At 73.5% G+C, this 21895-nt stretch carries 17 protein-coding genes; 3 read left to right on the top strand and 14 right to left on the bottom strand.

Going from position 1 to position 21895, the window contains the following annotated elements; all coding sequences use genetic code 11:
* Positions 1 to 464: 464 nt before the first annotated feature.
* Positions 465 to 1250 (top strand): transcriptional repressor LexA, encoded by a 786-nt coding sequence (gene lexA / locus AB0K09_RS05680; protein WP_099202316.1) that lies wholly within the window; start codon positions 465 to 467, stop codon positions 1248 to 1250.
* 93 nt (positions 1251 to 1343) lie between these two features.
* Here lexA and AB0K09_RS05675 read toward each other — a convergent pair whose 3' ends face one another.
* The 4 genes from AB0K09_RS05675 to AB0K09_RS05660 form a co-directional block, all read right to left on the bottom strand.
* Positions 1344 to 3347, bottom strand: coding sequence for an ATP-dependent DNA helicase (locus AB0K09_RS05675; protein WP_366064001.1), 2004 nt, complete (start codon positions 3345 to 3347; stop codon positions 1344 to 1346).
* A gap of 84 nt (positions 3348 to 3431) precedes the next feature.
* Entirely contained in the window at positions 3432 to 4229 is a 798-nt protein-coding gene (locus AB0K09_RS05670; protein WP_366064000.1) for a GNAT family N-acetyltransferase, read from the bottom strand.
* A gap of 4 nt (positions 4230 to 4233) precedes the next feature.
* Positions 4234 to 6246 carry an IucA/IucC family protein gene (locus AB0K09_RS05665; RefSeq protein WP_366063998.1) on the bottom strand — a complete coding sequence of 671 codons (2013 nt, stop codon included), beginning with the start codon at positions 6244 to 6246 and terminating at the stop codon, positions 4234 to 4236.
* Positions 6247 to 6265: 19 nt separating this feature from the next.
* Positions 6266 to 7702, bottom strand: a complete 1437-nt coding sequence (locus tag AB0K09_RS05660) for a diaminobutyrate--2-oxoglutarate transaminase family protein (protein ID WP_366063997.1) — start codon at positions 7700 to 7702, stop codon at positions 6266 to 6268.
* Between the two features lie 232 nt (positions 7703 to 7934).
* On the opposite strand from AB0K09_RS05660, the gene AB0K09_RS05655 reads away from it, so the two are divergent.
* Positions 7935 to 9173, top strand: a complete 1239-nt coding sequence (locus AB0K09_RS05655; protein ID WP_366063996.1) for a hypothetical protein — start codon at positions 7935 to 7937, stop codon at positions 9171 to 9173.
* A 111-nt stretch (positions 9174 to 9284) separates the two neighbouring features.
* Here AB0K09_RS05655 and hflX read toward each other — a convergent pair whose 3' ends face one another.
* The 6 genes from hflX to miaA form a co-directional block, all read right to left on the bottom strand.
* The gene (gene hflX / locus AB0K09_RS05650) at positions 9285 to 10778 is read right to left on the bottom strand and encodes a GTPase HflX (protein WP_366063995.1); all 1494 of its coding nucleotides are present in this window, start codon (positions 10776 to 10778) and stop codon (positions 9285 to 9287) included.
* A gap of 137 nt (positions 10779 to 10915) precedes the next feature.
* Positions 10916 to 12394: a M1 family metallopeptidase gene (locus AB0K09_RS05645; RefSeq protein WP_366063994.1), complete on the bottom strand. Its 1479-nt coding sequence runs from the start codon at positions 12392 to 12394 to the stop codon at positions 10916 to 10918.
* Positions 12395 to 12516: 122 nt separating this feature from the next.
* Positions 12517 to 14628 (bottom strand): HD domain-containing protein, encoded by a 2112-nt coding sequence (locus AB0K09_RS05640; protein WP_366063993.1) that lies wholly within the window; start codon positions 14626 to 14628, stop codon positions 12517 to 12519.
* Positions 14629 to 14771: 143 nt separating this feature from the next.
* Complete coding sequence (dapF, locus tag AB0K09_RS05635) at positions 14772 to 15662, bottom strand: diaminopimelate epimerase (protein WP_366063992.1); 891 nt, start codon at positions 15660 to 15662, stop codon at positions 14772 to 14774.
* Positions 15663 to 15805: 143 nt separating this feature from the next.
* Entirely contained in the window at positions 15806 to 16282 is a 477-nt protein-coding gene (locus AB0K09_RS05630; RefSeq protein ID WP_366064002.1) for a hypothetical protein, read from the bottom strand.
* Between the two features lie 107 nt (positions 16283 to 16389).
* Positions 16390 to 17328, bottom strand: a complete 939-nt coding sequence (gene miaA / locus AB0K09_RS05625) for a tRNA (adenosine(37)-N6)-dimethylallyltransferase MiaA (RefSeq protein ID WP_366063991.1) — start codon at positions 17326 to 17328, stop codon at positions 16390 to 16392.
* A 183-nt stretch (positions 17329 to 17511) separates the two neighbouring features.
* Here miaA and AB0K09_RS05620 point away from each other — a divergent pair, with 183 nt between their 5' ends.
* Complete coding sequence (locus AB0K09_RS05620) at positions 17512 to 17769, top strand: hypothetical protein (RefSeq protein ID WP_366063990.1); 258 nt, start codon at positions 17512 to 17514, stop codon at positions 17767 to 17769.
* A gap of 81 nt (positions 17770 to 17850) precedes the next feature.
* Here AB0K09_RS05620 and AB0K09_RS05615 read toward each other — a convergent pair whose 3' ends face one another.
* The 4 genes from AB0K09_RS05615 to AB0K09_RS05600 all read right to left on the bottom strand — a co-directional run bounded on the left by AB0K09_RS05615 (position 17851) and on the right by AB0K09_RS05600 (position 21838).
* Positions 17851 to 18564, bottom strand: a complete 714-nt coding sequence (locus AB0K09_RS05615; protein WP_366063989.1) for a class III extradiol dioxygenase subunit B-like domain-containing protein — start codon at positions 18562 to 18564, stop codon at positions 17851 to 17853.
* Between the two features lie 104 nt (positions 18565 to 18668).
* Complete coding sequence (gene miaB / locus AB0K09_RS05610) at positions 18669 to 20192, bottom strand: tRNA (N6-isopentenyl adenosine(37)-C2)-methylthiotransferase MiaB (RefSeq protein ID WP_366063988.1); 1524 nt, start codon at positions 20190 to 20192, stop codon at positions 18669 to 18671.
* The gene (locus AB0K09_RS05605; protein ID WP_366063987.1) at positions 20179 to 20997 is read right to left on the bottom strand and encodes an alpha/beta fold hydrolase; all 819 of its coding nucleotides are present in this window, start codon (positions 20995 to 20997) and stop codon (positions 20179 to 20181) included. Before AB0K09_RS05605 ends, miaB begins: the two co-directional genes overlap by 14 nt.
* A 160-nt stretch (positions 20998 to 21157) precedes the next feature.
* On the bottom strand, positions 21158 to 21838 hold the full coding sequence (locus AB0K09_RS05600; protein WP_366063986.1) for a DUF899 family protein: 681 nt from the start codon (positions 21836 to 21838) through the stop codon (positions 21158 to 21160).
* Between the last annotated feature and the right edge of the window lie 57 nt (positions 21839 to 21895).

Raw genomic sequence — 21895 nt, 5'->3', positions numbered from 1 at the left:
GCCGGCGCGGGCCCCGCGGAGCAGCCCCAAGCATAGGCGATGACCGCCACCGGAATTGACCCGGGAAGGGCCGACGACCACAACTTGTGGGTAGCTGCCGCCATGAAACCACTAGATCTGGTACCGGACGGCGAACCGCCCCCTACGCGTGTCGCGCCGCGCGGGCAGGACACGAGCGTACGCGAGGGGCCCCTGAGTCGGTCCGAGGGGGGCGCGGATGACACACTGGGACCACCGCGGAGGCCTCCGCTCCGGTGCCCACCCGGCACCGTGCGGTGCCACCGTGAGCGCGTCGGCTTCGTGCCGCAGCGTACCGTAATGGGCGAATTGATCTTTGCCCGTACACCCTGCCAGCTGATCACGTCAGCGAATCCTCGATATTTCACTCGAACGTGTGTTTGGCGCAACCTTTCGAAAGCAACTACCGTTGTCCAGCTAGGGAGAACCACTCGAGAGGGGCCGACGTGACCACCACCGCAGACAGCGCCACCATCACCGCCCAGGACCGCTCCCAGAACCGACTCGACCAGGCACACCCGATGAACGACGCAGCCATGAACGCGGAGGGGCAGAAGCCCGCCCGCTCGCTCCCCGGACGTCCTCCAGGAATCCGGGCCGACAGCTCCGGGCTCACCGACCGGCAGCGCCGCGTGATCGAAGTGATCCGGGATTCGGTGCAGCGCCGGGGTTACCCACCCTCCATGCGGGAGATCGGCCAGGCCGTGGGGCTGTCCAGCACGTCCTCGGTCGCCCACCAGCTCATGGCCCTGGAGCGCAAGGGCTTCCTGCGCCGCGATCCGCACCGCCCCCGCGCCTACGAGGTCCGCGGCTCGGACCAGCCCAGCACCCAGCCGACGGACACCACCGGCAAGCCCGCCGCCTCGTACGTGCCGCTGGTCGGCCGGATCGCCGCCGGCGGCCCGATCCTCGCCGAGGAGTCCGTGGAGGACGTCTTCCCCCTCCCCCGGCAACTGGTGGGCGACGGCGAGCTGTTCGTGCTGAAGGTGGTCGGTGACTCCATGATCGAGGCCGCCATCTGTGACGGCGACTGGGTGACGGTGCGCCGCCAGCCCGTCGCGGAGAACGGCGACATCGTGGCCGCGATGCTCGACGGCGAGGCCACGGTCAAGCGCTTCAAGCGCGAGGACGGCCATGTCTGGCTGCTCCCCCACAACGCCGCGTACCAGCCCATCCCCGGCGACGAGGCCACCATCCTGGGCAAGGTCGTGGCCGTCCTGCGGCGGGTCTGAGCACTCCCGACGCACTCCGACCCCACCCCAGGGGACGAGCCCCGGAACCTCCTGCGCCGGTTCCGGGGCTCTTCGCCGTCCTGCGAAGCGCCCCTAGCGCTCCTCCGCCTTCGCGGCCGCGTCGATCGCCGCCAGCGAGCGGCGCACCTGGTTGCGGTCCGTGGTGTACCAGAAGTTCGGCATCGAGGCCCGCAGGAAGGAGCCGTAGCGAGCCGTCGCCAGCCGCGGGTCGAGCACCGCCACCACGCCCCGGTCCCCCGAGGCCCGGACGAGCCGGCCGGCCCCCTGGGCCATGAGCAGCGCGGCATGGGTGGCGGCCACCGCCATGAAGCCGTTGCCTCCGGCATCCTCCACGGCCCGCTGCCGGGCACTCATCAGCGGATCGTCCGGGCGCGGGAACGGCACCCGGTCCATGACGACCAGCTGGCAGCCGGCCCCCGGCACGTCGACGCCCTGCCACAGGGAGAGGGTGCCGAAGAGGCAGGTACGGGCGTCGGCGGCGAAGGTCCGGATCAGCTCGCCCAGTGTCTCCTCGCCCTGGAGCAGGATCGGCACGTCGAGCCGGGCGCGCAGGGCCTCGGCCGCGGCCTGGGCGGCCCGCATCGAGGAGAACAGCCCGAGCGTCCGGCCGCCGGCGGCCTCGATCAGCTCGGCGAGCTCGTCGAGCATGTCGGTGCGGCTGCCCTCCCGGCCGGGCTGGGAGAGATGCCGGGCGACGTAGAGGATGCCCTGCTTGGGGTAGTCGAAGGGTGAGCCGACGTCGACGCCCTTCCACACCGGCAGGTCCTCGCCCTCCACACCCTCGGGGGCGAGCCCGAGGGAGCCGGCGACGCCGTTGAAGTCCCCGCCCAGCCGGAGCGTGGCCGAGGTCAGCACGACGGAGCGCTCGGCGAACAGCTTCTCGCGCAGCAGACCGGACACCGACAGGGGCGCCACCCGCAGCGACGCCCCACCGGGCCGGAACGAGGCCCCGCCGCGGGAGTCGTTCCGCTCGTACCAGACGACGTCGTACTCGGAGCCCGCGACGACGCGCTCCGCGACGGCGTGGACGTTCTCCACGGAGGCGAGGGCCTGCTTGCGGACCACGTCCTCGTCCTGGACGGACTTGTCGCGCGTGTTGCCCAGGGCGGAGATCACCGTGCGTGCGGCGTCACGCAGCGCCATCAGACAGTGGCGGAGGTCCTCCGGCAGTTCCTCCAGCCGCCCCGGCAGGGCGAGCTCCATCAGCCGCTCGAAGCTCTCGGCCGCCGTCTGCAGGGCGTCGGCCGCCTTCTCGTCGACCAGCTTGGCCGCCCGGCGGACCGCGCGGTTGACCTGGCCGGGGGTGAGCTCGCCAGTGGCCACACCGGTGACCCGGGAGACCAGCTCGTGGGCCTCGTCGACGATCAGCACCTCATGGCTGGGCAGCACCGGCGCGCCCTCGATCGCGTCGATGGCCAGCAGGGCGTGGTTGGTGACCACGACGTCGGCCAGCTTGGCCCGCTCGCGGGCCGCCTCCGCGAAGCACTCGGCGCCGTACGCGCACTTCGACGCGCCCAGGCACTCCCGGGAGGTGACCGAGACCTGCGACCAGGCCCGGTCGGAGACGCCGGGGGTCAGGTCGTCCCGGTCGCCGGTCTCCGTCTCGTCCGACCAGTCGCGCAGCCGCAGCAGGTCCTTGCCGAGCTTGCTGCTGGGCGCCGCCGCCTCGAAGGGGTCGAAGAGACCCTCTTCCTCCTCCTGCGGCACTCCCTCGTGGAGCCGGTGCAGGCACAGGTAGTTGGAGCGGCCCTTGAGCATGGCGAACTCGGGGCGGCGGCGCAGCAGGGGATGCAGCGCCTCCACGGTGCGCGGCAGGTCGCGCTCGACGAGCTGGCGCTGGAGCGCGAGCGTCGCGGTCGCGACGACGACGCGCTCGCCGTGGGCCAGCGCCGGCACCAGGTAGCCGAGGGACTTGCCCGTGCCGGTGCCGGCCTGGACGAGCAGGTGGGTGCCGTCGTCGATGGCGTCACCGACGGCTTCGGCCATGGCGACCTGCCCGGGCCGCTCGGTGCCGCCGACAGCGGTGACGGCGGCGTGCAGCAGGTCGGAGAGAGAGGGCGAGGAGGAGGCAGTCATAGCGTGGCCAGCCTACGGTGCGGGACTGACATCGCGGGGCGGGAGTGACGCAGGACGCCCGTACGGCTACAGAACGTCACCGGGTCACGGCTGGAGGAGGTCGCGCAGGGCCCGCTCGCGGACCATGAGGGCCGCGCGTTTGTCGGCCGTCTCGACCTCGGCGGTGAGCCGGAAGCCTGCGGAGAGGAACGCGGCGACGGAGGGAGTGTTGCGCAGGTCCGGCTCGGCGATGACACGCCCGCAGGCGGGGCGGCGGTCGAGGATGTGGTCGGCGACGGCGCGCAGCAGGGCGCTGCCCAGTCCGCGACCGCGGTCGGCGACCCTGCCGATGAGGAGATGCACGCCGGTGTCGTGCGGCCGGGCCGGATAGTGGCGGGCGATCGGGTCGAGGTCGGCCCGGTAGATCTCCCAGTAGCTCATCGGGACGCCGGCCAGCACCCCGAGGCAGGGCACGCTCCGTCCGTCGCCGTCCGTCTGCGCCCGCAGATGCTCCGCGGTGACGCTCTCCGGGCCGGCCAGATGCCAGAAGGCCGCCACCGCCGGGTCGTTCATCCACCGGCTGATCAGCCCGAGGTCACGCTCGATCAGGACCGGTACGAGCTGGAAGGGGCCCGGCCCCGTGGCGACGGGGCCCCAGCCGGCGAGCCCGTCCAGCAGGTCCTGTGCGGCGGGGCCGGGGCCGGCGAGGTCCCCGAGCGCGTCGAGCGCGTCCAGGACGGCGAGTTCGTCGAAGGCGTCCAAGCCGTCCAGTGCGGCGACCGACGGCAGCTCGACGGTGTCCGCGGTGCTCGACACCGCGCACGGCGCGGGCTGCGGGCCGAGCTCGCCGGGGCGGGGGTGCGGTTCGTGCCGCCGGTAGGGCTCGTAGGGCGGGTGGTTCACAGGCTCATCCGGCGCTCTGGTGCAGGGGGTTGGGGATGGTGACGTAGACGGACTGGGTGTCGACGGGGCCGACGAGCTCGTCGAGTCCGTGCAGCCGGGTGAGCATGTTGGCCTTGCAGCGCAGGGTGGGTGAGGCGAGGAAGTGGGCGGGCAGGGACGAGCGGCTGCCGGCGGGGGCCTCGGCGGCCTCCGTGAGGAAGCGGCGCAGGGCGGCCAGGAGGATCCGCTCGTCGGCGAGGCGCTGGGCGCCGAACGCTCCGACGAGGCCGAGGACGTTGTTGATGCCGAGGTAGTAGGCGAAGCGCTCGTCGGCCACCTCGTCGGCGACGAACGTGTCGCTGTCGCGTCCGATGCCGGGGAGCTGTCGTTCGAGTGCGGCGCGGTGGGACGCGCGGAAGTAGTAGCCCTGGTTGTCGCGGTAGCGCCCGCCGACCGGCCAGCCGTCGCGGTCGAGGAGGACCAGGGTGTTCTGCTGGTGGGCCTCCAGGGCGACGCCCGCCGCGCCGTCGAGCCACAGGGCGGGCCGTACGACGGCTTCCAGGTAGCGCAGGAACCACTCGGCGGAGACGGCTCCGGCGGGCCGGCCGGTGCGGTGGGCGAGGCGGGCGACGGTGTCGGCGAGCCGTGAGGAGACGGCCGGCTGTCCCGCGGCCGTCCGGCGGCCGGGCCACGGGCGCGGCGAGACCAGTCCGGCGAGGCAGACGGCGTCGTCGCCGGGGCCGAAGGGGTTGTGCCGCAGGACGACGTCCAGCCCGGGCACGGGCGTGCCGTCGGGGGTGTCGACGGCGAGCCAGGCGGGGTCGCGGACGATGTCGAAGCCGAGGCCGCCGGGGCAGGCGGCCCGCCAGCGCTCGGCGAGGCCGCTGCGCAGCAGCCGGTGCACTTCGACGCCGCGCCGCAGTTCCTTGCGGAGGTTCTCCCGGCGGGAGTTGGTGACGCGCAGGCCGAGGGAGAGCTTGAGCATCGCGGGGGTGCCCGGGCGGTAGACGGTGCGCAGGGAGGAGGTGGGGTGCCAGGGTTCGCCGTGGGCGCCGAGGTCGTGCAGCAGCCCGGCGTCGAAGAGCCGGGCGACGGCGGGGCGGTGCCGGATGTCGCGGGCCTGCCAGGGGTGCAGGGGCAGCGGCACGGTGTCGGGCGGCAGCGGGAGCGGGCCGGCGAGGCGGGCGGCGAGGGCGGGGGCGTCGACGGCGCGGCCGCGCTCGGTCCAGGCCGAGTCGGCGGCCAGGACCGAGCGGTGGACGGCCAGCCAGTGCAGGGGGAAGGAGCCCCGGGTCTCCGGCGCGTAGGCGTGGGATTCGGTCTCTGTCAGGCCCTCGCGGCTCTTGGGGGTGGGGTGGAGCGGGTGGCCGAGGATCAGCGACTGCTCGCCGTGGAGGAAGAGTTCCGCGGTGCCGGGGTCGGCGGGGTGGGCGCGCCGGTCGGCGAGGAAGACGGCCGTGCGGCGCACCGAGTCCGCGACGCGGGCGACGAGTTCGGCCCCGGCCGGCGGTGCCGGGCGGCCCGCGCGTCCGTTCTGCTCGACGGTCCGGCGCGCGGCCTGCTGCGTGTCCTGCTGCGCGGCGTGGTGTGCGACGTGGTGTGCGGCCTCGCGGGTGAGCAGGGCGGCGAGCGTGACGGCGTCCACGGGCGGAGCGGCGGATGGCTCGGTGGACCCGGCGGCGTCGGGCGCGTCCGTGGCGTGGTGGACGAGGGCCGGCGGCCCGAAGCGGTGCCAGCCGGCAGCGGACCAGTACCGGACGGGCACGCGGAGTGCGATGCCGCACGCGGTGAGCGGCAGGTGCAGGACGGGGCCGTCGGGGCGGGCGATGCCGTTCTCGCGGACCCAGCAGCGCAGCAGGTTCTCGGCGGCGGCCGCGTCGGCGGCGACCGCCGCGTCGCCGTGGTCGAGGGGGTCTTCCCAGGCGTGCGTGCCGGAGCCGGGGGGCGTGCCGCGGCCGGTCTGGTGGGGCACCACCGGGGGCCCGGCCGGTGGAACGGCTTCGGGGGTGGACGCACCGGGGCGGGAGGATGCGCTCATGAGTGGTGCGGCGCACAGGTCACGGCGTACGGGCCGGGGACGCGGCGCCTGCCTCCTTCGGCGGTCGGGGGGTGGGGATGCGGTGGCCCGCGCGGGAGACCGCGGCGATGGCGTCGGAGAGCCGGTCGAGGACCGCTTCGGCCTGTTCGTCGGTGATGGTGAGGGGCGGCAGGAGCCGGACGACGCAGGAGTGGCGGCCGCCGAGTTCGACGATCAGACCTCGGCGCAGGCACTCCTGCCGTACGGCCGCGGCCAGTTCCGGACCGGCCGTCAGCGGGCCGCGGCGATCGGTGGGACCGTCACCGGCGGGGCCGGCGGCGACGGGGGACTCCGGGTCGACCATCTCGACCCCGAGCATGAGCCCCCGTCCGCGCACATCGCCGACGCAGTCGTGCTCGGCGGCGAGCCGGCGCAGCCGCTCCAGCATGCGCTCCCCCAGCGCACCGGCGCGTTCGGCCAGGCCGTTCTCCCTGACGTGACGCAGGGTGGCCGTGCCGGCGGCCATGGCGAGCTGGTTGCCGCGGAAGGTGCCGGCGTGGTCGCCGGGCTGCCAGACGTCGAGGTCCTCGTGGTAGACGACGACTGCGAGCGGCAGGCTGCCGCCGATGGCCTTGGACAGGACCATGACGTCGGGGACGGTCCCGCTGTGCTCGACGGCCCAGAAGGCGCCCGTGCGGCCCACGCCGGTCTGCACCTCGTCGGCGATCAGCGGAATGCCGCGGGCCGTGGTGATCTCGCGCATGCGACGCAGCCAGGCGTCCGGCGCGGGGAGCACACCGCCCTCGCCCTGCACGGGCTCGACGATCATTCCGGCGGGGTGGCGCACGCCGCTCTTGGGGTCGTCCAGCAGGCTCTCGGTCCAGCGGGCCGCCAGCGCGGCGCCGGCCTCGCCGCCGACGCCGAACGGGCAGCGGTAGTCCTGCGGGAAGGGCAGCCGGGTGACGCGTACGCTCGGCGCGCCGCCGGAGAGGTCCAGCGCGCCGGCGGTCATGCCGTGGTAGGCGCCGGAGAAGGCGAGCAGGCCGTCCCGGCCGGTGGCGGTGCGGACGAGCTTGAGGGCGGCCTCCACCGCGTCCGTGCCGGCCGGGCCGCAGAACTGGACGCGGGCGGAGTCGGCCAGTCCGCCCGGCAGGGTGGCGAACAGCTCGCTGGTGAAGGCGTCCTTGACGGGGGTGGCGAGATCGAGGACGTGCAGCGGGGCACCCGAGTCGAGCACGGAGCGGATGGCCTCCAGCACGACCGGGTGGTTGTGGCCGAGCGCCAGCGAACCGGCTCCCGAGAGGCAGTCGAGGTAGCGGCGGCCGTCGGCCCCCTCGATCGTCAGCCCCCGGGCGCGCACGGGGACGATGGGCAGCGAGCGGGCGTACGTGCGCGCCGCCGACTCGCGGTTCGACTGCCTCCGCAGGATGCCCTCGTGGGCCGACGGCGACGTCGGTGACAGCTGGGTCAGGGCCACGGCTCCGCTCCTCCTCCTGCCGCTGAACGCTGGTCGGTTGTCCCCCGTACGTACCAACGACGTCACGCGCTGTGGATCACGGCCCGGGCACAAGATCCTTGGAACCGGAACCGAGGACCCACCCGCACCCGTCTCCCCCGTCACCGGCATAGTGGGGCCCTGGCCCCCCGGCCGGGGGGCACATGACAAGTTCACAACAAACCCGACAGAACACCCAGGGGGAGCCCACTCCATGCCATCCACCCGTCCGTCCGCCACTTCGCAACGCCCCGGGTGGGGAGCCTCGCGCGCTCGCGGTTCCGCCCGGGCCCTCGCCGCGGCCGCCCTCACCGCCGCCCTGGCCCTCACCGCCACGGCGTGCGGCCCGTCCGACGACGACGCGGCCGGCCAGCCGAACGCGACGGCGAGCCAGCAGGGCGACTCCAAGCTCAAGCTGCCCAAGGGCATTCCGACTTCCGTCCAGGACCTGGACAAGTGGAAGAACGGCGCCTGGAAGAACTGGGACAAGGACCAGTGGGTGCGCGAGGCCCGCGACTTCATCAACCCCATCATCAAGGGCCACTGGAAGCCCGACACGATGAAGGACGCGCGCTCCAGCGACAAGACGCTCGCCGCGCAGAGCGCGCCCGGCACCGTGCCGGGCGGCGGCTCCGGTGACCAGGGCGTCACCGACCCCGAGCCGACGCCGGTCCCGGCCAAGCCCGTCAGCCTGCCGTACCACAACAACGCGGCACCGGTCGGCAAGGTCTTCTTCGACAGCCCCGAGGGCCACATGGTCTGCTCGGGAACGGTCGTCAAGGACCCGGCGCACCCCGGCAAGTCCAACCTCGTGTGGACGGCCGGCCACTGCGTGCACTCCGGCAAGAGCGGCGGCTGGTACCGCAACATCGCCTTCGTGCCCTCGTACAACGACAACGGACTGCCCGGCGCCCAGGTCAACCGGGCCCCGGTCCAGGAGGTTGCGCCGTACGGGGTGTGGTGGGCGGACTGGGCGCAGACGTCCTCCCAGTGGATCTCGCAGGGTGCGGAGACCGGCGGCGCCGGCGCCCCCTACGACTTCTCCGTGCTGCATGTGAAGCAGGAGACCGGCTCCGGCAAGTCGCTGGAGGAGACGGTGGGCAACGCGCTGACCGTCGACTTCAACGCCCCGCAGGTGAAGTCGATCCAGAGCATGGGCGCCTGGGGCTACCCGGCCGCGCCGCCCTTCGACGGGCAGAAGATGTACGACTGTGTCGACAGGCCGGGCCGGCTGACGCTGGACCGCGCGCAGCCCACGATGTACCGCATCGGCTGCACCATGACCGGCGGTTCGTCCGGTGGCGGATGGTTCGCCCGGGGCGCCGACGGCAAGGTGGTGCTGGTGTCGAACACCTCGATCGGCCCGTCCAACAGCACCTGGCTGGCCGGCCCGCACCTGGGTCCGGAGGCGAAGGGCGTCTACGACGCCATCAGCCAGAAGTTCTCCCGGTAGGGACGTGAGCCGCTTCCGGCGGTGACGTGAACAGACGGAAGGCCCGCCCCCGGCAGGGGGCGGGCCTTCACCGTTCGGATGTCACACGATCGCATGACCTTGCCGGACCGCTCAGCGGCGGGCGGCCGGCGCGTACCGCTGGAGCTCGGCGGCGAGCTCCTCGTGGACGCGGGCCTTGATCAGGGTGCCGTCCGCGGTGTGCTCCTCGGAGATCACCTCGCCGTCGGCGTGCGCCCGGGCGATCAGCGAGCCGTGCGTGTAGGGCACGAGCGCCTCGATCTCCACGGCGGGCCGCGGCAGCTCCTGGTCGATCAGGGCGAGCAGCTCCGGGATGCCCTGGCCGCTGCGCGCCGACACCGCGATCGAGCGCTTCTCGATGCGCAGCAGCCGCTGCAGGACCAGCGGGTCGGCCGCGTCCGCCTTGTTGATCACCACGATCTCGGGCACGTCGAGCGCGCCGACGTCGCGGATCACCTCGCGGACCGCCGCCAGCTGCTCCTCCGGCACCGGGTGCGAGCCGTCCACCACGTGCAGGATCAGATCGGCGTCGCCGACCTCCTCCATGGTGGAGCGGAAGGCCTCGACGAGGTGGTGCGGCAGGTGCCGGACGAAGCCGACGGTGTCCGCCAGGGTGTAGAGCCGCCCGCTGGGCGTCTCGGCCCGGCGCACGGTCGGATCCAGGGTGGCGAAGAGGGCGTTCTCCACCAGCACACCGGCCCCTGTCAGCCGGTTGAGCAGCGAGGACTTGCCCGCGTTGGTGTAGCCGGCGATGGCGACCGACGGGACCTTGTTCCGTCGCCGCTCCTGGCGCTTGATGTCGCGGCCGGTCTTCATCTCCGCGATCTCCCGGCGCATCTTCGCCATCTTCTCGCGGATCCGCCGCCGGTCCGTCTCGATCTTGGTCTCACCGGGGCCACGCGTGGCCATGCCGCCGCCGGACGAGCCGGAGCCACCACCGCCCATCTGCCGGGACAGCGACTGGCCCCAGCCGCGCAGCCTCGGCAGCATGTACTGCATCTGCGCGAGCGAGACCTGCGCCTTGCCCTCACGGGACTTCGCGTGCTGGGCGAAGATGTCGAGGATCAGGGCGGTCCGGTCGACCACCTTGACCTTGACGACGTCCTCGAGATGGATCAGCTGGCCGGGGCTGAGCTCACCGTCGCAGACGACGGTGTCGGCGCCGGTCTCCAGGACGATGTCCCGCAGCTCGTCGGCCTTGCCGGAGCCGATGTAGGTGGCCGGGTCGGGCTTGTCGCGCCGCTGGATGACGCCGTCGAGCACCAGGGCGCCCGCGGTCTCGGCGAGCGCGGCCAGCTCCGCGAGGGAGTTCTCCGCGTCCTGCACGGTGCCGGACGTCCAGACGCCGACCAGCACGACGCGCTCCAGGCGCAGCTGCCGGTACTCGACCTCGGTGACGTCCTGGAGCTCGGTGGAGAGGCCGGCGACGCGCCGCAGGGCCGCGCGCTCGGAGCGGTCGTACTGCTCGCCGTCACGCTCGCCGTCGATCTCGTGGCTCCAGGCGACGTCCTCTTCCATCAGGGCGTCGGCCCGAAGGCTCTCCGGAAGGCTCTGCCGGTCCTGGGAAAAGGAAGAAGAGGAGGTCAATGGGTTCCTTTACGTCGTCTCGTCGTACCGCCCCCGGCTGCGGGGGCCACATGGTCGACAACGCGCACGCGGCCCCGGGGATTCCCGGGCCGGCGGCCTCGCCGACCCGTCGATGGTCCCACGCCCCGGCCGCGCGGTCACGCGGGTTTCCCGCTGGCCTTCCAGTCGGGGTGCCCGGGCATGGGCGGGGTCTTCTCCCCGTACAGCCAGGGCCGCAGGAAGTCCGTCTGGTCGTGGCCGGACACCTCGGAGGCGAGCGCGACGAAGTCGGCGGTGCTCGCGGTGGCGTCGTGGTGGCGGGCGACCCACTGGCGCTCCAGGCGGTCGAAGGCCTGGTGCCCGATCCGCTCGCGGAGGGCGTAGAGCACGAGCGCGCCGCCGTCGTAGACGACGGGCCGGAAGATGCTGGCCTTCTTGCCGGGGGCCGCTCCCTTGGGGGCGGCCGGCGGGCCGCCGTCGGCCCGCCAGCGGTCGGACAGCGCGTACGCGGCGCGCATCCGGTCGGCCAGCCGGTGGTTCGACTTCTCGTCCGCGTACAGCGCCTCGTACCAGGTGGCGTGGGCCTCGTTGAGCCAGAGGTCGGACCAGCTGCGCGGGCTCACGCAGTCGCCGAACCACTGGTGCGACAGCTCGTGGACCATGATCGAGTCGACGTACCACTGGGGGAAGCGGGGGTCGGTGAACAGTCCCCGCTCGAAGAGCGAGAGCGTCTGGGTCTCCAGCTCGAAGCCGGTCGAGGCGTCGGCGATCAGCACGCCGTAGTTCTCGAAGGGGAACGGGCCGACCTTGCTCTCCATCCAGGTGAGGTGGCCGGGGGTCCGGGAGGTCCACTTCTCCAGCAGCTTGCCGTCGGCCGCCGGGACCACGTCGCGGACGGGCAGGCCGTGCGGACCGGTGCGCCGTGGGGTGGCGGAGCGGCCGATGGAGATCTGGGCCAGCTCGGTGGCCATGGGGTGCAGGGTGCGGTAGGTCCAGGTGGTGGCCGCACCCTTGGAGCGCCGGCCCAGGGGCAGCCCGTTGGCCACGACGGTGAGGTCCTTCGGCGCGGTGACGTGGAAGGTGAACAGCGCCTTGTCGGAGGGGTGGTCGTTGCCGGGGAAGATCCGGTGGGCGGCGTCGGCCTGGTTGGCCATGACGAGGCCGTCGGTGGTGGGCACCCAGCCGCCGCTGGGTACACCGCGCGGGTCGCTGGTGTGGCGCACGGTGACGGTGAAGGTATCGCCGTCGGCCACGGGATGGGCGGGGGTGACGGCCAGGTCTTCCTCGACCGGGGTGAAGGTGGCGGGCGCCCCGTCGACCTCGATCGAGCGGACCGTGCCATGGGTGAAGTCGAGGTTGAAGCGGTCCAGTGGGGCCGTGGCCCGCGCGACGATCTTGGTGACGGCTTCCAGCGGCTGGTCGTGGGCCTTGTAGACGAGCGAGATGTCGTAGGAACCGATGTCGAAGCCGGGGTTGCCGAGATGGGGGAAGAGCCGGTCGCCGATGCCCTGGGCCGTGGGGGCGGGAGGCGCGGCGGCCCCGAGGAGCAGCAGGGCGGCGGTGGCGGCGAGGGCGGCGCGGCGGCGCGGGGACCTCTGCCGGGAGGAGCGCTCCACGGATGAGGGTGAGTACGGCATGCGTCCACCGCTATCAGCGCGCGGCCTCACTCCGTCGGCGGCGCGTCGCCGACCCACTCGTACGAGCGCGTCACATCATCGTACGAACCTCCCGGCGGCGCGCGGTGACCGTGGGATCCGGGTTACAGCGGTGCCGTCACGACGGGCCGTCCTGCGCGCTCGACGTCGTACACGCCGGGTACCCGCCGCATGGCGCGCATCAGTTCGGGAAGCTGGGCAGCGTCGGCGAGTTGGAGCGTGTAGGTGTGCCGTACGCGCTGTTCGTGCGGTGGTTCGACGGCCGCGGAGATGACGGCCGCGCCCTCCGCGGCGATGACCTCGGTCAGGTCGGCGAGCAGATGCGGTCTGCTGAACGATTCGGCCCGCAGGGTGACCCGGTAGTCGCCGGGGGACGTGCCGTCCGGGCTGCGCCAGTGGACGCGGACGGGCTGCTTGCCGGCGGTGACCATCCGGTCCACGACGGGGCACTGGACGCGGTGGACGGTGACCGCGCCGCCGCGTACCGGGAAGCCGGTGACCTCGTCGGGCGGTACGGGCGTACAGCAGCCGGCCAGGCGCACGCCGGCGGCGGTGCCCTCCGCGACGGCGGCGACCGGTCCGCGCGCGGTGGGCGTGGGGGCGGGGTGGGTGGGCCTGGGCGCGGCCGGGGTATCGGGCGGGGCGACGGGTTCGGGGGCGGGGTGGGTGGCCAGCCAGCGGCCGATGGCGATGCGGGCGGCCGGTGTGCGGGCGTGCTCCAGCCAGTCGGGGAAGGGTCCGGAGGCGCTGTCGCGGGACATCAGCAGGTGCAGGGTGTCGCCGTCGCGCAGGACCGTGCCGAGGGCGGCGAGGCGCCCGTTGACGCGCGCGCCGATGCAGCGGTGGCCGCCCTCCCCGTGCAGGGCGTAGGCGGCGTCGACGCAGCTGGAGCCGGCCGGCAGGCCGATCGTGCCGCCGTCGGCGCGGAAGACGGTGATCTCGCGGTCCTGGGCGAGCTCGTCGCGCAGGGAGGTCCAGAAGGTGTCCGGGTCGGGGGCGGCGCGCTGCCATTCCAGCAGCCGGGAGAGCCAGCCGGGGCGGGTGGGGTCGACGCGCTCGCCGTCCGCCGCGTCGCACGGCTCGGGGGCGGCGTAGGGGTTGCCCAGGGCGATGACGCCGGCCTCGGCGACCCGGTGCATCTGGTGGGTGCGGATGAGGACTTCGGCCGCCTCGCCGCCCTGTCCCGCCACGGCGGTGTGCAGCGACTGGTAGAGGTTGAACTTCGGGGCGGCGATGAAGTCCTTGAACTCGGAGATGAACGGCGTGAAGCAGGTGTGCAGCTCGCCGAGGACCGCGTAGCAGTCGGCGTCCTCGCCGACCAGGACGAGCAGCCTGCCGAGGTCGGAGCCGGTCAGTTCGCCGCGCTTGAGGCGGACCCGGTGGACGGAGACGAAGTGTCTCCTGCGTACGTGGACTTCGGCCGTGATGCCCGCGTCGCGCAGCAGGGAGCGGACGCCGGCGGCGGTGGCCTCGAGCGGGTCGGGGCGGTCGGCGTGGGCGAGGACGAAGTCCCGGGTGCGGGCGTATTCCTCGGGGTGGAGGATGGCGAAGACCAGGTCCTCCAGCTCGGTCTTGAGCGCCTGGACGCCCAGCCGCTCGGCGAGCGGGATGAGGACGTCGCGGGTGACCTTGGCGATGCGGGCCTGTTTCTCGGGGCGCATCACGCCGAGGGTGCGCATGTTGTGCAGCCGGTCGGCGAGCTTGATCGACATCACGCGGACGTCGTTGCCCGTGGCGACGAGCATCTTGCGGAAGGTCTCCGGCTCGGCGGCGGCACCGTAGTCGACCTTCTCCAGCTTGGTGACGCCGTCGACCAGGAAGCGCACCTCGGCACCGAACTGCTCGCCCACCTGATCGAGCGTCACATCGGTGTCCTCGACGGTGTCGTGCAGCAGGGAGGCCGTCAAGGTGGTGGTCTCGGCGCCCAGTTCGGCCAGGATGAGGGTGACGGCCAGCGGGTGCGTGATGTACGGCTCGCCGCTCTTGCGCGTCTGGCCGCGGTGCGAGGACTCGGCGAGGAGGTAAGCGCGCCGCAGGGGGTCGAGATCGGCGCCGGGGTGGTGGGCGCGGTGGACCTTGGCGACGTGGTCGATGGCGTCGGGCAGCCGACCGCGCGAGCCGGAGCCGCGGAGCGCGGCGCGGCCGAGCCGTCTCAGGTCGATGCGGCGGCCGCGCCGGCGGCCGGGAGCACCTTCGTTCGTGGCCTCTGCGCTCATGGGCACCTCCGGCAGCGTCGACCGGCGGGGCGGTTCGCGCCTCCCGACCGGTGCTTGATGCTACCGACCCCATCACGCACGGCTCACCCGCTCTCGCCCAGAGTGAAACGGATCACCCATTCGAGGGAGTGTGCGGGTGCGGTTCAGGCGGTGGCGTCCGCGATCCAGGACGCGTCGAAGACGCCCTCGGCGACAATCACGGCCGGGCCGGTCATCTCCACGACGCCGTCCGGCCTCTCGCTGATCACCAGGCGGCCGCCGGGCACGTCCACGGTGTACGTGACCGGCCGGCCGTCGACGGCGGGATCGGCACCGTCCCGGCGGGCGGCGGCGACCATGACGGCGCACGCGCCCGTGCCGCAGGAGCGGGTCTCGCCCGAGCCGCGCTCGTGGACGCGCAGGGCGACGTGGCGCGGGCCGCGGTCGACGACGAACTCGACGTTCGTCCCGTCCGGGTACGCGGCGGCGGGGGCGACACCCGGGGCGGTGTACAGGTGTCCGGCGTCGGCCAGGTCGTCGACGAAGGCGACGGCGTGCGGGTTGCCCATGTTGACGTTCCGCGCGGGCCAGCTGCGCTCGCCCACGGTGACGGTGACGTCGCCCTCGGGCAGCAGGGCGCGGCCCATGGCGACGGTGATCCCGCCGGGCTCGCCGTCGGGGCCCGGCTTGGCGATGTGGGCACGGCGGACGCCGGCGCGCGTGGCGATGGCGAGGTCGCCCTCCTCGACGAGCCCGGCGCGCTGGAGGTAGTGGGCGAAGACGCGGACGCCGTTGCCGCACATCTCGGCGATGCTGCCGTCGCTGTTGCGGTAGTCCATGAACCACTCGGCCTCGTCGGCCATGGCCCGCGCCTCGGGGTGGGCGGCGGAGCGCACGACGCGCAGCACGCCGTCCGCGCCGATCCCGGCCCGGCGGTCGCACAGCCGGGCGACGGCGGCCGGCGACAGCTCGATCAGGCCGTCGTGGTCGGGGATGATCACGAAGTCGTTCTCGGTGCCGTGACCCTTGAGGAAGGCGATCTGCGCGGTGCTCACGCTTCGATGGTACGGGGACGCCTCCGGTCGGGGTTCGCCGACCTCTTCCGGTGCCCTCTTCCGGGGCCACCGCCGCCCGTGCCGGGGCGCTCGGGGCCGACCGGGGCTGCGGCCCGGTCCGGACGACAACCCGCGGACCGCGGCTAGCGGAGGCGCGCCACGCGCCAGACCGCGAGCACGACCACCACCGCCACGACAGCCGTGTACGTGGCCACGTACCGCCAGTCGGGGCGGCGGCCGGAGCCGCGCGGGGGCAGGCCGGGCCAGGTGTAGCCGACCCGGCGGGCGGCCATGACGCCCCAGCCGGCGGCGCAGCAGCTGATGAGCAGTCCGAGCATGGCGACGACCGGTCCGCCGTCGCCGAACTCGAAGGCGAGCGGGAAGGCGAACATCAGCGAGCCGATCGCGGCGAGCACGACGATGGGCGCGAGCTGCCAGAGGCGCAGCCGGCGCTGGGGCCGCAGTTCCCGGAACGACGCGGGTTCGGTGATGCCGGACGCGGCCTCCGCGTCCTCCTCGGGCCCGTCGGGGGTCAGCGCGTCCGTCTCTCCCCCGGCCACCGCCGGGAGGTGCCCGCCGCGCGGCGGTTGCTGCGGTCTGTCACGAGGGCCGGCCTCCATCGCCACGCGCCCTCCCAACTCGGACTCCACGGCTCGATCGAAGCTCGATGATGGCACGTCGGACGAGGTGCGCACGGCGTGCGGGGCGTCCCGATGCCATCACGTGATCAGGCTGTAATCGCCCGTTCGAGCAACGCGAGCGCTCGCTCCGGGAGTTCCGCGCGCCGGTCGGCGGCTCCGCTCAGCCAGTGCACCCGCGCGTCCCGCCGGAACCAGGAGTCCTGGCGCCGGGCGAAGCGCTTGGTGGCCCGTACGGTCTCCGCGCGGGCCTCGTCCTCCGTGCACTCTCCGGCGAGGAAGGCGAGCACCTGCTGGTAGCCCAGCGCGCGCGACGCCGTGCGCCCGGCGCGCAGGCCCTCGCGCTCCAGGGCGCGCACCTCGTCCACGAGCCCCGCCTCCCACATGCGGTCGACCCGCAGGGTGATGCGCTCGTCGAGCTCGGGGCGCTCGACGTCGACGCCGATCTGCACCGCGTCGTACACCGGCTTCTCGCCCGGCAGATTGGCGGTGAAGGGCCGCCCGGTGAGTTCGATGACCTCCAGCGCGCGCACGATGCGCCGGCCGTTGCCGGGCAGGATGGCGCGGGCCGCGGCCGGGTCGGCGGCGGCGAGGCGGGCGTGCAGGGCGCCGGGGCCGAGCTCGGCGAGCTCCCCCTCCAGCCGCGCGCGTACGGCCGGGTCGGTGCCGGGGAACTCCAGGGCGTCGATGGTGCCCTTGATGTACAGGCCGGAGCCCCCGACGAGGATGGGCGTGCGCCCCTCGGCGAGCAGCCTGTCGATCTCCGCGCGGGCCAGCCGCTGGTACTCGGCGACGCTCGCGGTCTCGGTGACGTCCCAGACGTCCAGGAGATGGTGCGGCACCCCCTGCCGCTCGGCCGTCGTCAGCTTGGCGGTGCCGATGTCCATGCCGCGGTACAGCTGCATGGAGTCGGCGTTGACGACCTCGCCCCCCAGGTGCTGGGCGAGGGCGACGCCGAGATCGGACTTGCCGGCGGCGGTCGGTCCGACGACGGTGATGACCCGGGGTGCGGGAAGTGCGTTTTTCACCGGATCAGTCTCGCAAACCCCCGGCGCGCCCCACGAACGAGCGACGTGACGCGACGCTGCCGGTTTCGTTGCCTGTTGCGAGGTTCCGAGAGCCGATTCACGGATCGGTGCCCGCGGGCGACGCAATGGGACGCTCCGGGCGGCACGGGATTTCGCTCACACCAGTAAGGTAATGGAGTAGATATGGGCGTGTTTTCAAGGTTTCGCCGGAAGGCGTCGGAGGCGTCAACAGAAGAGGCCCCGGCGACCACCCAGACGGCGGAATCGGCCGACGCCGCCGAGACGGCGGAGGCGGAGCCGGAGGAGGCGGCAGCAGAGCAGAAGGCCGCCGAGGCGGCCGCCACGACCGAGGACGAGGCCGGCGAGGGGGTCGAGATCCCCAAGCAGCAGTCCGCGGAGGAGGCGGCCGACAGCGAGGCCGGGGAGAGCGCCCGTAAGTAGAGCTCGTCGGCGACCGGCCGTGGAGCCCGGCTCCACGGCCGTCGCCGTGCCGCCGGCCCTTCCCCGGGTGTCCGCCGGGCCCTAGGACCAGGCGGCGACGTGGTAGCCCACTCCGTAGGGCGCCTCGTCGTACAGCAGCGCGCCGCGCAGCCCGGCGCCCTCGCCGGCGCCCGCGAGCACCTGCCAGGGCGCACGTCCGGCGGCCTTCAACTCGTGCGCGAGCTGCGCGTCGATCCCGGCCAGCGCCCCCGTGTCGGCGGCCGCCAGGGCCCGGGCCGTGCCGGCGTCGAACGCCTCGGCCCGCTCGTCGAGGTAGCCCGGCGCCTTCAGGCTCCGGCAGGCGCTGCCGTCGCCCATCACCAGGAGGGCGACCCGTTCGTCCCGCTCCGCCAGCTCGCGTCCCGCCGTCAGGCAGCGCTCCGGTTCCAGCGGCTCCCCGACGCCCAGCCCCTCCACGGGCGAGGTCGCCCAGGCCGTGCGCTCCAGCAGCCAGGCGGCGACGGCCAGGGACAGCGGCAGCTCACGCTCCCCGGCGGTGTCGTCGCCGGTGCCGAGCCGGACCGGGCGGTCCACTCCGAAGCCGCGGAAGGAGCCCGTCGAGCCCTGCGGGAAGGGGCCGCGGCCCGGCTGCTCGGCGGCCCCCACGACCACCAGCCGCCCCGGCCGCGCGGCGGCCAGGACGGCCACGGCGTCGAGGCAGGCGGCCCGCAGTGCGTCCAACTCGGACGCGGCACCGGCCGCGACCTCGGGGACCAGCAGCGGCGTGCAGGGGCAAACGGCGGCGGCGACAAGCATGGCCGAACCCTAACAACCGGAGATCGGCCGCCGGGCGACTCCGGGGAGTCGCCACGCAGCCGCCGGACCGGGCCGCGCCCCGGCGGAGACCCGCCGGACAGGCGCTAGTCGCAGCCGCAGCCCGGGGCGGCCGGGGCGGGCGCCGGCACCGGGGCGCCGATGGCCGGGATGCCCAGCATCACGCCGGCCGGCTTGGCGGCCTTGGCGGCGTTGCGCTTCTCCCAGGCGTCGCCCGATCGCGTGCGGCGCACGGCCTTGACCGGGCCCTCGGCCAGCAGGTGGTGCGGGGCGGCGTAGGTGATCTCGACGGTCACGACGTCACCGGGGCGGACCGGCTCCTCCGGCTTGGAGAAGTGGACCAGACGGTTGTCGGGCGCGCGGCCGGACAGCCGCCGGGTGGCGTCGTCCTTGCGGCCCTCGCCCTCCGCGACCATGACCTCCAGCGTGCGGCCGACCTGCTTCTTGTTCTCCTCCCAGGAGATCTCCTCCTGGAGGGCCACCAGCCGCTCGTAGCGCGCCTGGACGACCTCCTTGGGGATCTGCCCCTCCATCTCGGCCGCCGGCGTGCCGGGGCGCTTGGAGTACTGGAAGGTGAAGGCCTGCGCGAAGCGCGCCTCGCGCACCACGTGCATCGTCTGCTCGAAGTCCTCCTCGGTCTCGCCCGGGAAGCCGACGATGATGTCGGTGGTGATCGCGGCGTCCGGCATGGCGGCGCGCACCTTCTCGATGATGCCGAGGAAGCGCTCCTGCCGGTACGAGCGGCGCATCGCCTTGAGGACGGTGTCCGAGCCGGACTGCAGCGGCATGTGCAGCTGCGGCATCACGTTCGGCGTCTCCGCCATGGCCGCGATCACGTCGTCCGTGAAGTCGCGGGGGTGCGGGGAGGTGAAGCGCACCCGCTCCAGGCCCTCGATCGTGCCGCAGGCGCGCAGCAACTTGGAGAACGCCTCGCGGTCGCCCATGTCCGAGCCGTACGCGTTGACGTTCTGGCCGAGCAGCGTGATCTCGCTGACGCCCTCGGCGACGAGCGCCTCGACCTCGGCCAGGATGTCGCCGGGCCGGCGGTCCTTCTCCTTGCCGCGCAGCGCGGGCACGATGCAGAAGGTGCACGTGTTGTTGCAGCCGACGGAGATCGAGACCCAGGCCGCGTAGGCGCTCTCGCGGCGCGTCGGCAGCGTCGAGGGGAACGCCTCCAGCGACTCGGCGATCTCGACCTGCGCCTCCTCCTGCACGCGGGCGCGCTCGAGCAGCACGGGCAGCTTGCCGATGTTGTGCGTGCCGAAGACGACGTCCACCCACGGCGCCTTCTTCACGATGGTGTCGCGGTCCTTCTGCGCCAGGCAGCCGCCGACGGCGATCTGCATGCCGGGCCGCTTGGTCTTCATCGGGGCGAGCCGGCCGAGGTTGCCGTACAGCTTGTTGTCGGCGTTCTCCCGCACCGCGCAGGTGTTGAAGACGACGACGTCGGCCTCTCCCTCGGGAGCGTCCTCGGGCGCCCGGACGTACCCGGCGTCCTCCAGCAGTCCGGACAGCCGCTCGGAGTCGTGGACGTTCATCTGGCACCCGTAGGTACGCACGGTATAGGTCTTGGTCACGCCCACTGCCTGGCTCCGGTCACTGCTGGTCATGCCACAAGGGTAAGGGGGCCGCCGGCAAGCGGGCGGCCAGGAAGTCGAGCACGAGCGGTGCCGCGACGGTGCGGAACTCCTCGAAGTAGGCGTGCCGGGCGCCGGGGATGATCACCGACCGGGCGCCGGGAATGCGGCCCGCGAGCAGGGGTGCGTTCGCGGTGGGGTTGAGGAGGTCGTCGCCGCCGTGCAGCACCAGCGTGGGGGCCGCGATGCCGGGGAGCGCGTCCCACACGTCGTGCCGGTCGCTCGCGAGCAGGTGCTGCCGCCGGGCGCGGGCGGACATGGTGGGGTCGCCCAGCGTGCGGTACGGCCCGGGGTGGGTCGCGAGCCAGTCGGGGGTGTACATCAGTCCGAGCAGCGCCCGCCTCGCGGCAGCGGGGTCCGGGTCGGCCAGCGACCTCCGGACGTCGTTGCCGCGCTCGACGCCGTGCCGGCCACCGGGCGAGGTGCAGCCGAGCACCAGCGAACGGACCCGCCGCGGGTGGTGGACGGCCAGGCACTGGGCCACACGCCCGCCCATGGACGTGCCGTAGACGTCCGCGCGGTCGACGCCGAGGTCGTCGAGCACGGCGATCACGTCGCGCGCGAACTCCTCGGTGGAGAACGGCGTCCCGGGGTCGTCGCTCGCCCCGGTGCCGCGGTAGTCGATCGTGATGGTGCTGCGGGCGGCGTGGAAGTCCTCCCGGATCCCGTCCCACCAGCGGTGGCTGTTGGCCTGGCCGGCGAGCAGGACCAGCGGGTCCCCGTCACCGCGGAGCTGGTAGGCGATGCGGACCCCGTCCGGGGTCGTGGCGTGCGTCACTGCGAGTGTCCTTCCGGGCCCGGGCACGACGATGGTCAGTGGCCGCCCGCGGCCCCGGCGGCGACTGACCATCACGGAGAGGTGATCTCCCCGAGGGTGCACCGAAACGTCCGGCGGCACCGGGAAACCGCCGGTTCCGCGCAGCGCCGCGGCCCCGCAGTCAGTAGTCGAGTCGCGGGAACCAGTCGTCGCGGCCGTGCGGGGTGAGGTCGAGGAGGTGCCAGACGGGGGCGAGGAGGTCGATGCCGCGCTGGTCGATGTCCTCGGCCATACGGGGGTGCGCCGAGTAGCGGTGGCGCGGGGTTCCGTCGGGGTCACGGGTGAAGACGGAGACGGTCGAGTCCTGCTCGCCGTTCTCGTCCTCGCTGCCGAGGTCGTACTTGAACGTACTGTCCCCACAGCTCAGCAGTCGCAGCCGGTGCCATCCGCGGTTGCGGGCGTGCTGCCGCAGGGCGGGTGGGCCGGCGGCCGCGGCGACGACGAAGTCGGCGGTACGGGCGACATGGTGGGCGATGCCGTTGAAGCCGTCGATCCACAGGGTGCACATCGGGCAGGGCTCGGTCTGCCTCTTTCCGTACATCAAGTGGTAGACGATCAAAGGGCGGTCGGGTGCGGTGAACAGCCCGCTCAGGCGGACTTCGCGGACCGGCTCGTCGCCCGCGTCGAGGCCGGAGGGGCCTTCGGCGAAGACGTAGTCCGCGACGGCCGGCCCCGGCGGCAGCGCGCGTCGCTGGGCGGCCACGCGTTCGCGGTGGCGCATGAGGTCGATCTCGGCCAGTCGGAGCTCTTCCCGGGCGGCGAGGTACTCCGTCGATTCGCCCGGCAGTCTGGTGTGCCGCATGGCGTCCTCCTGGGGTGGCGGCCCCCTCCCCTCTCCCGCCATGGTGCTCGCCCGTGG

Source organism: Streptomyces sp. NPDC049577, from assembly GCF_040675635.1.
Taxonomy (GTDB): domain Bacteria; phylum Actinomycetota; class Actinomycetes; order Streptomycetales; family Streptomycetaceae; genus Streptomyces.
Note: the sequence above shows the minus strand (reverse complement) of the source record. Positions and strands in the feature narration are given on the sequence as shown.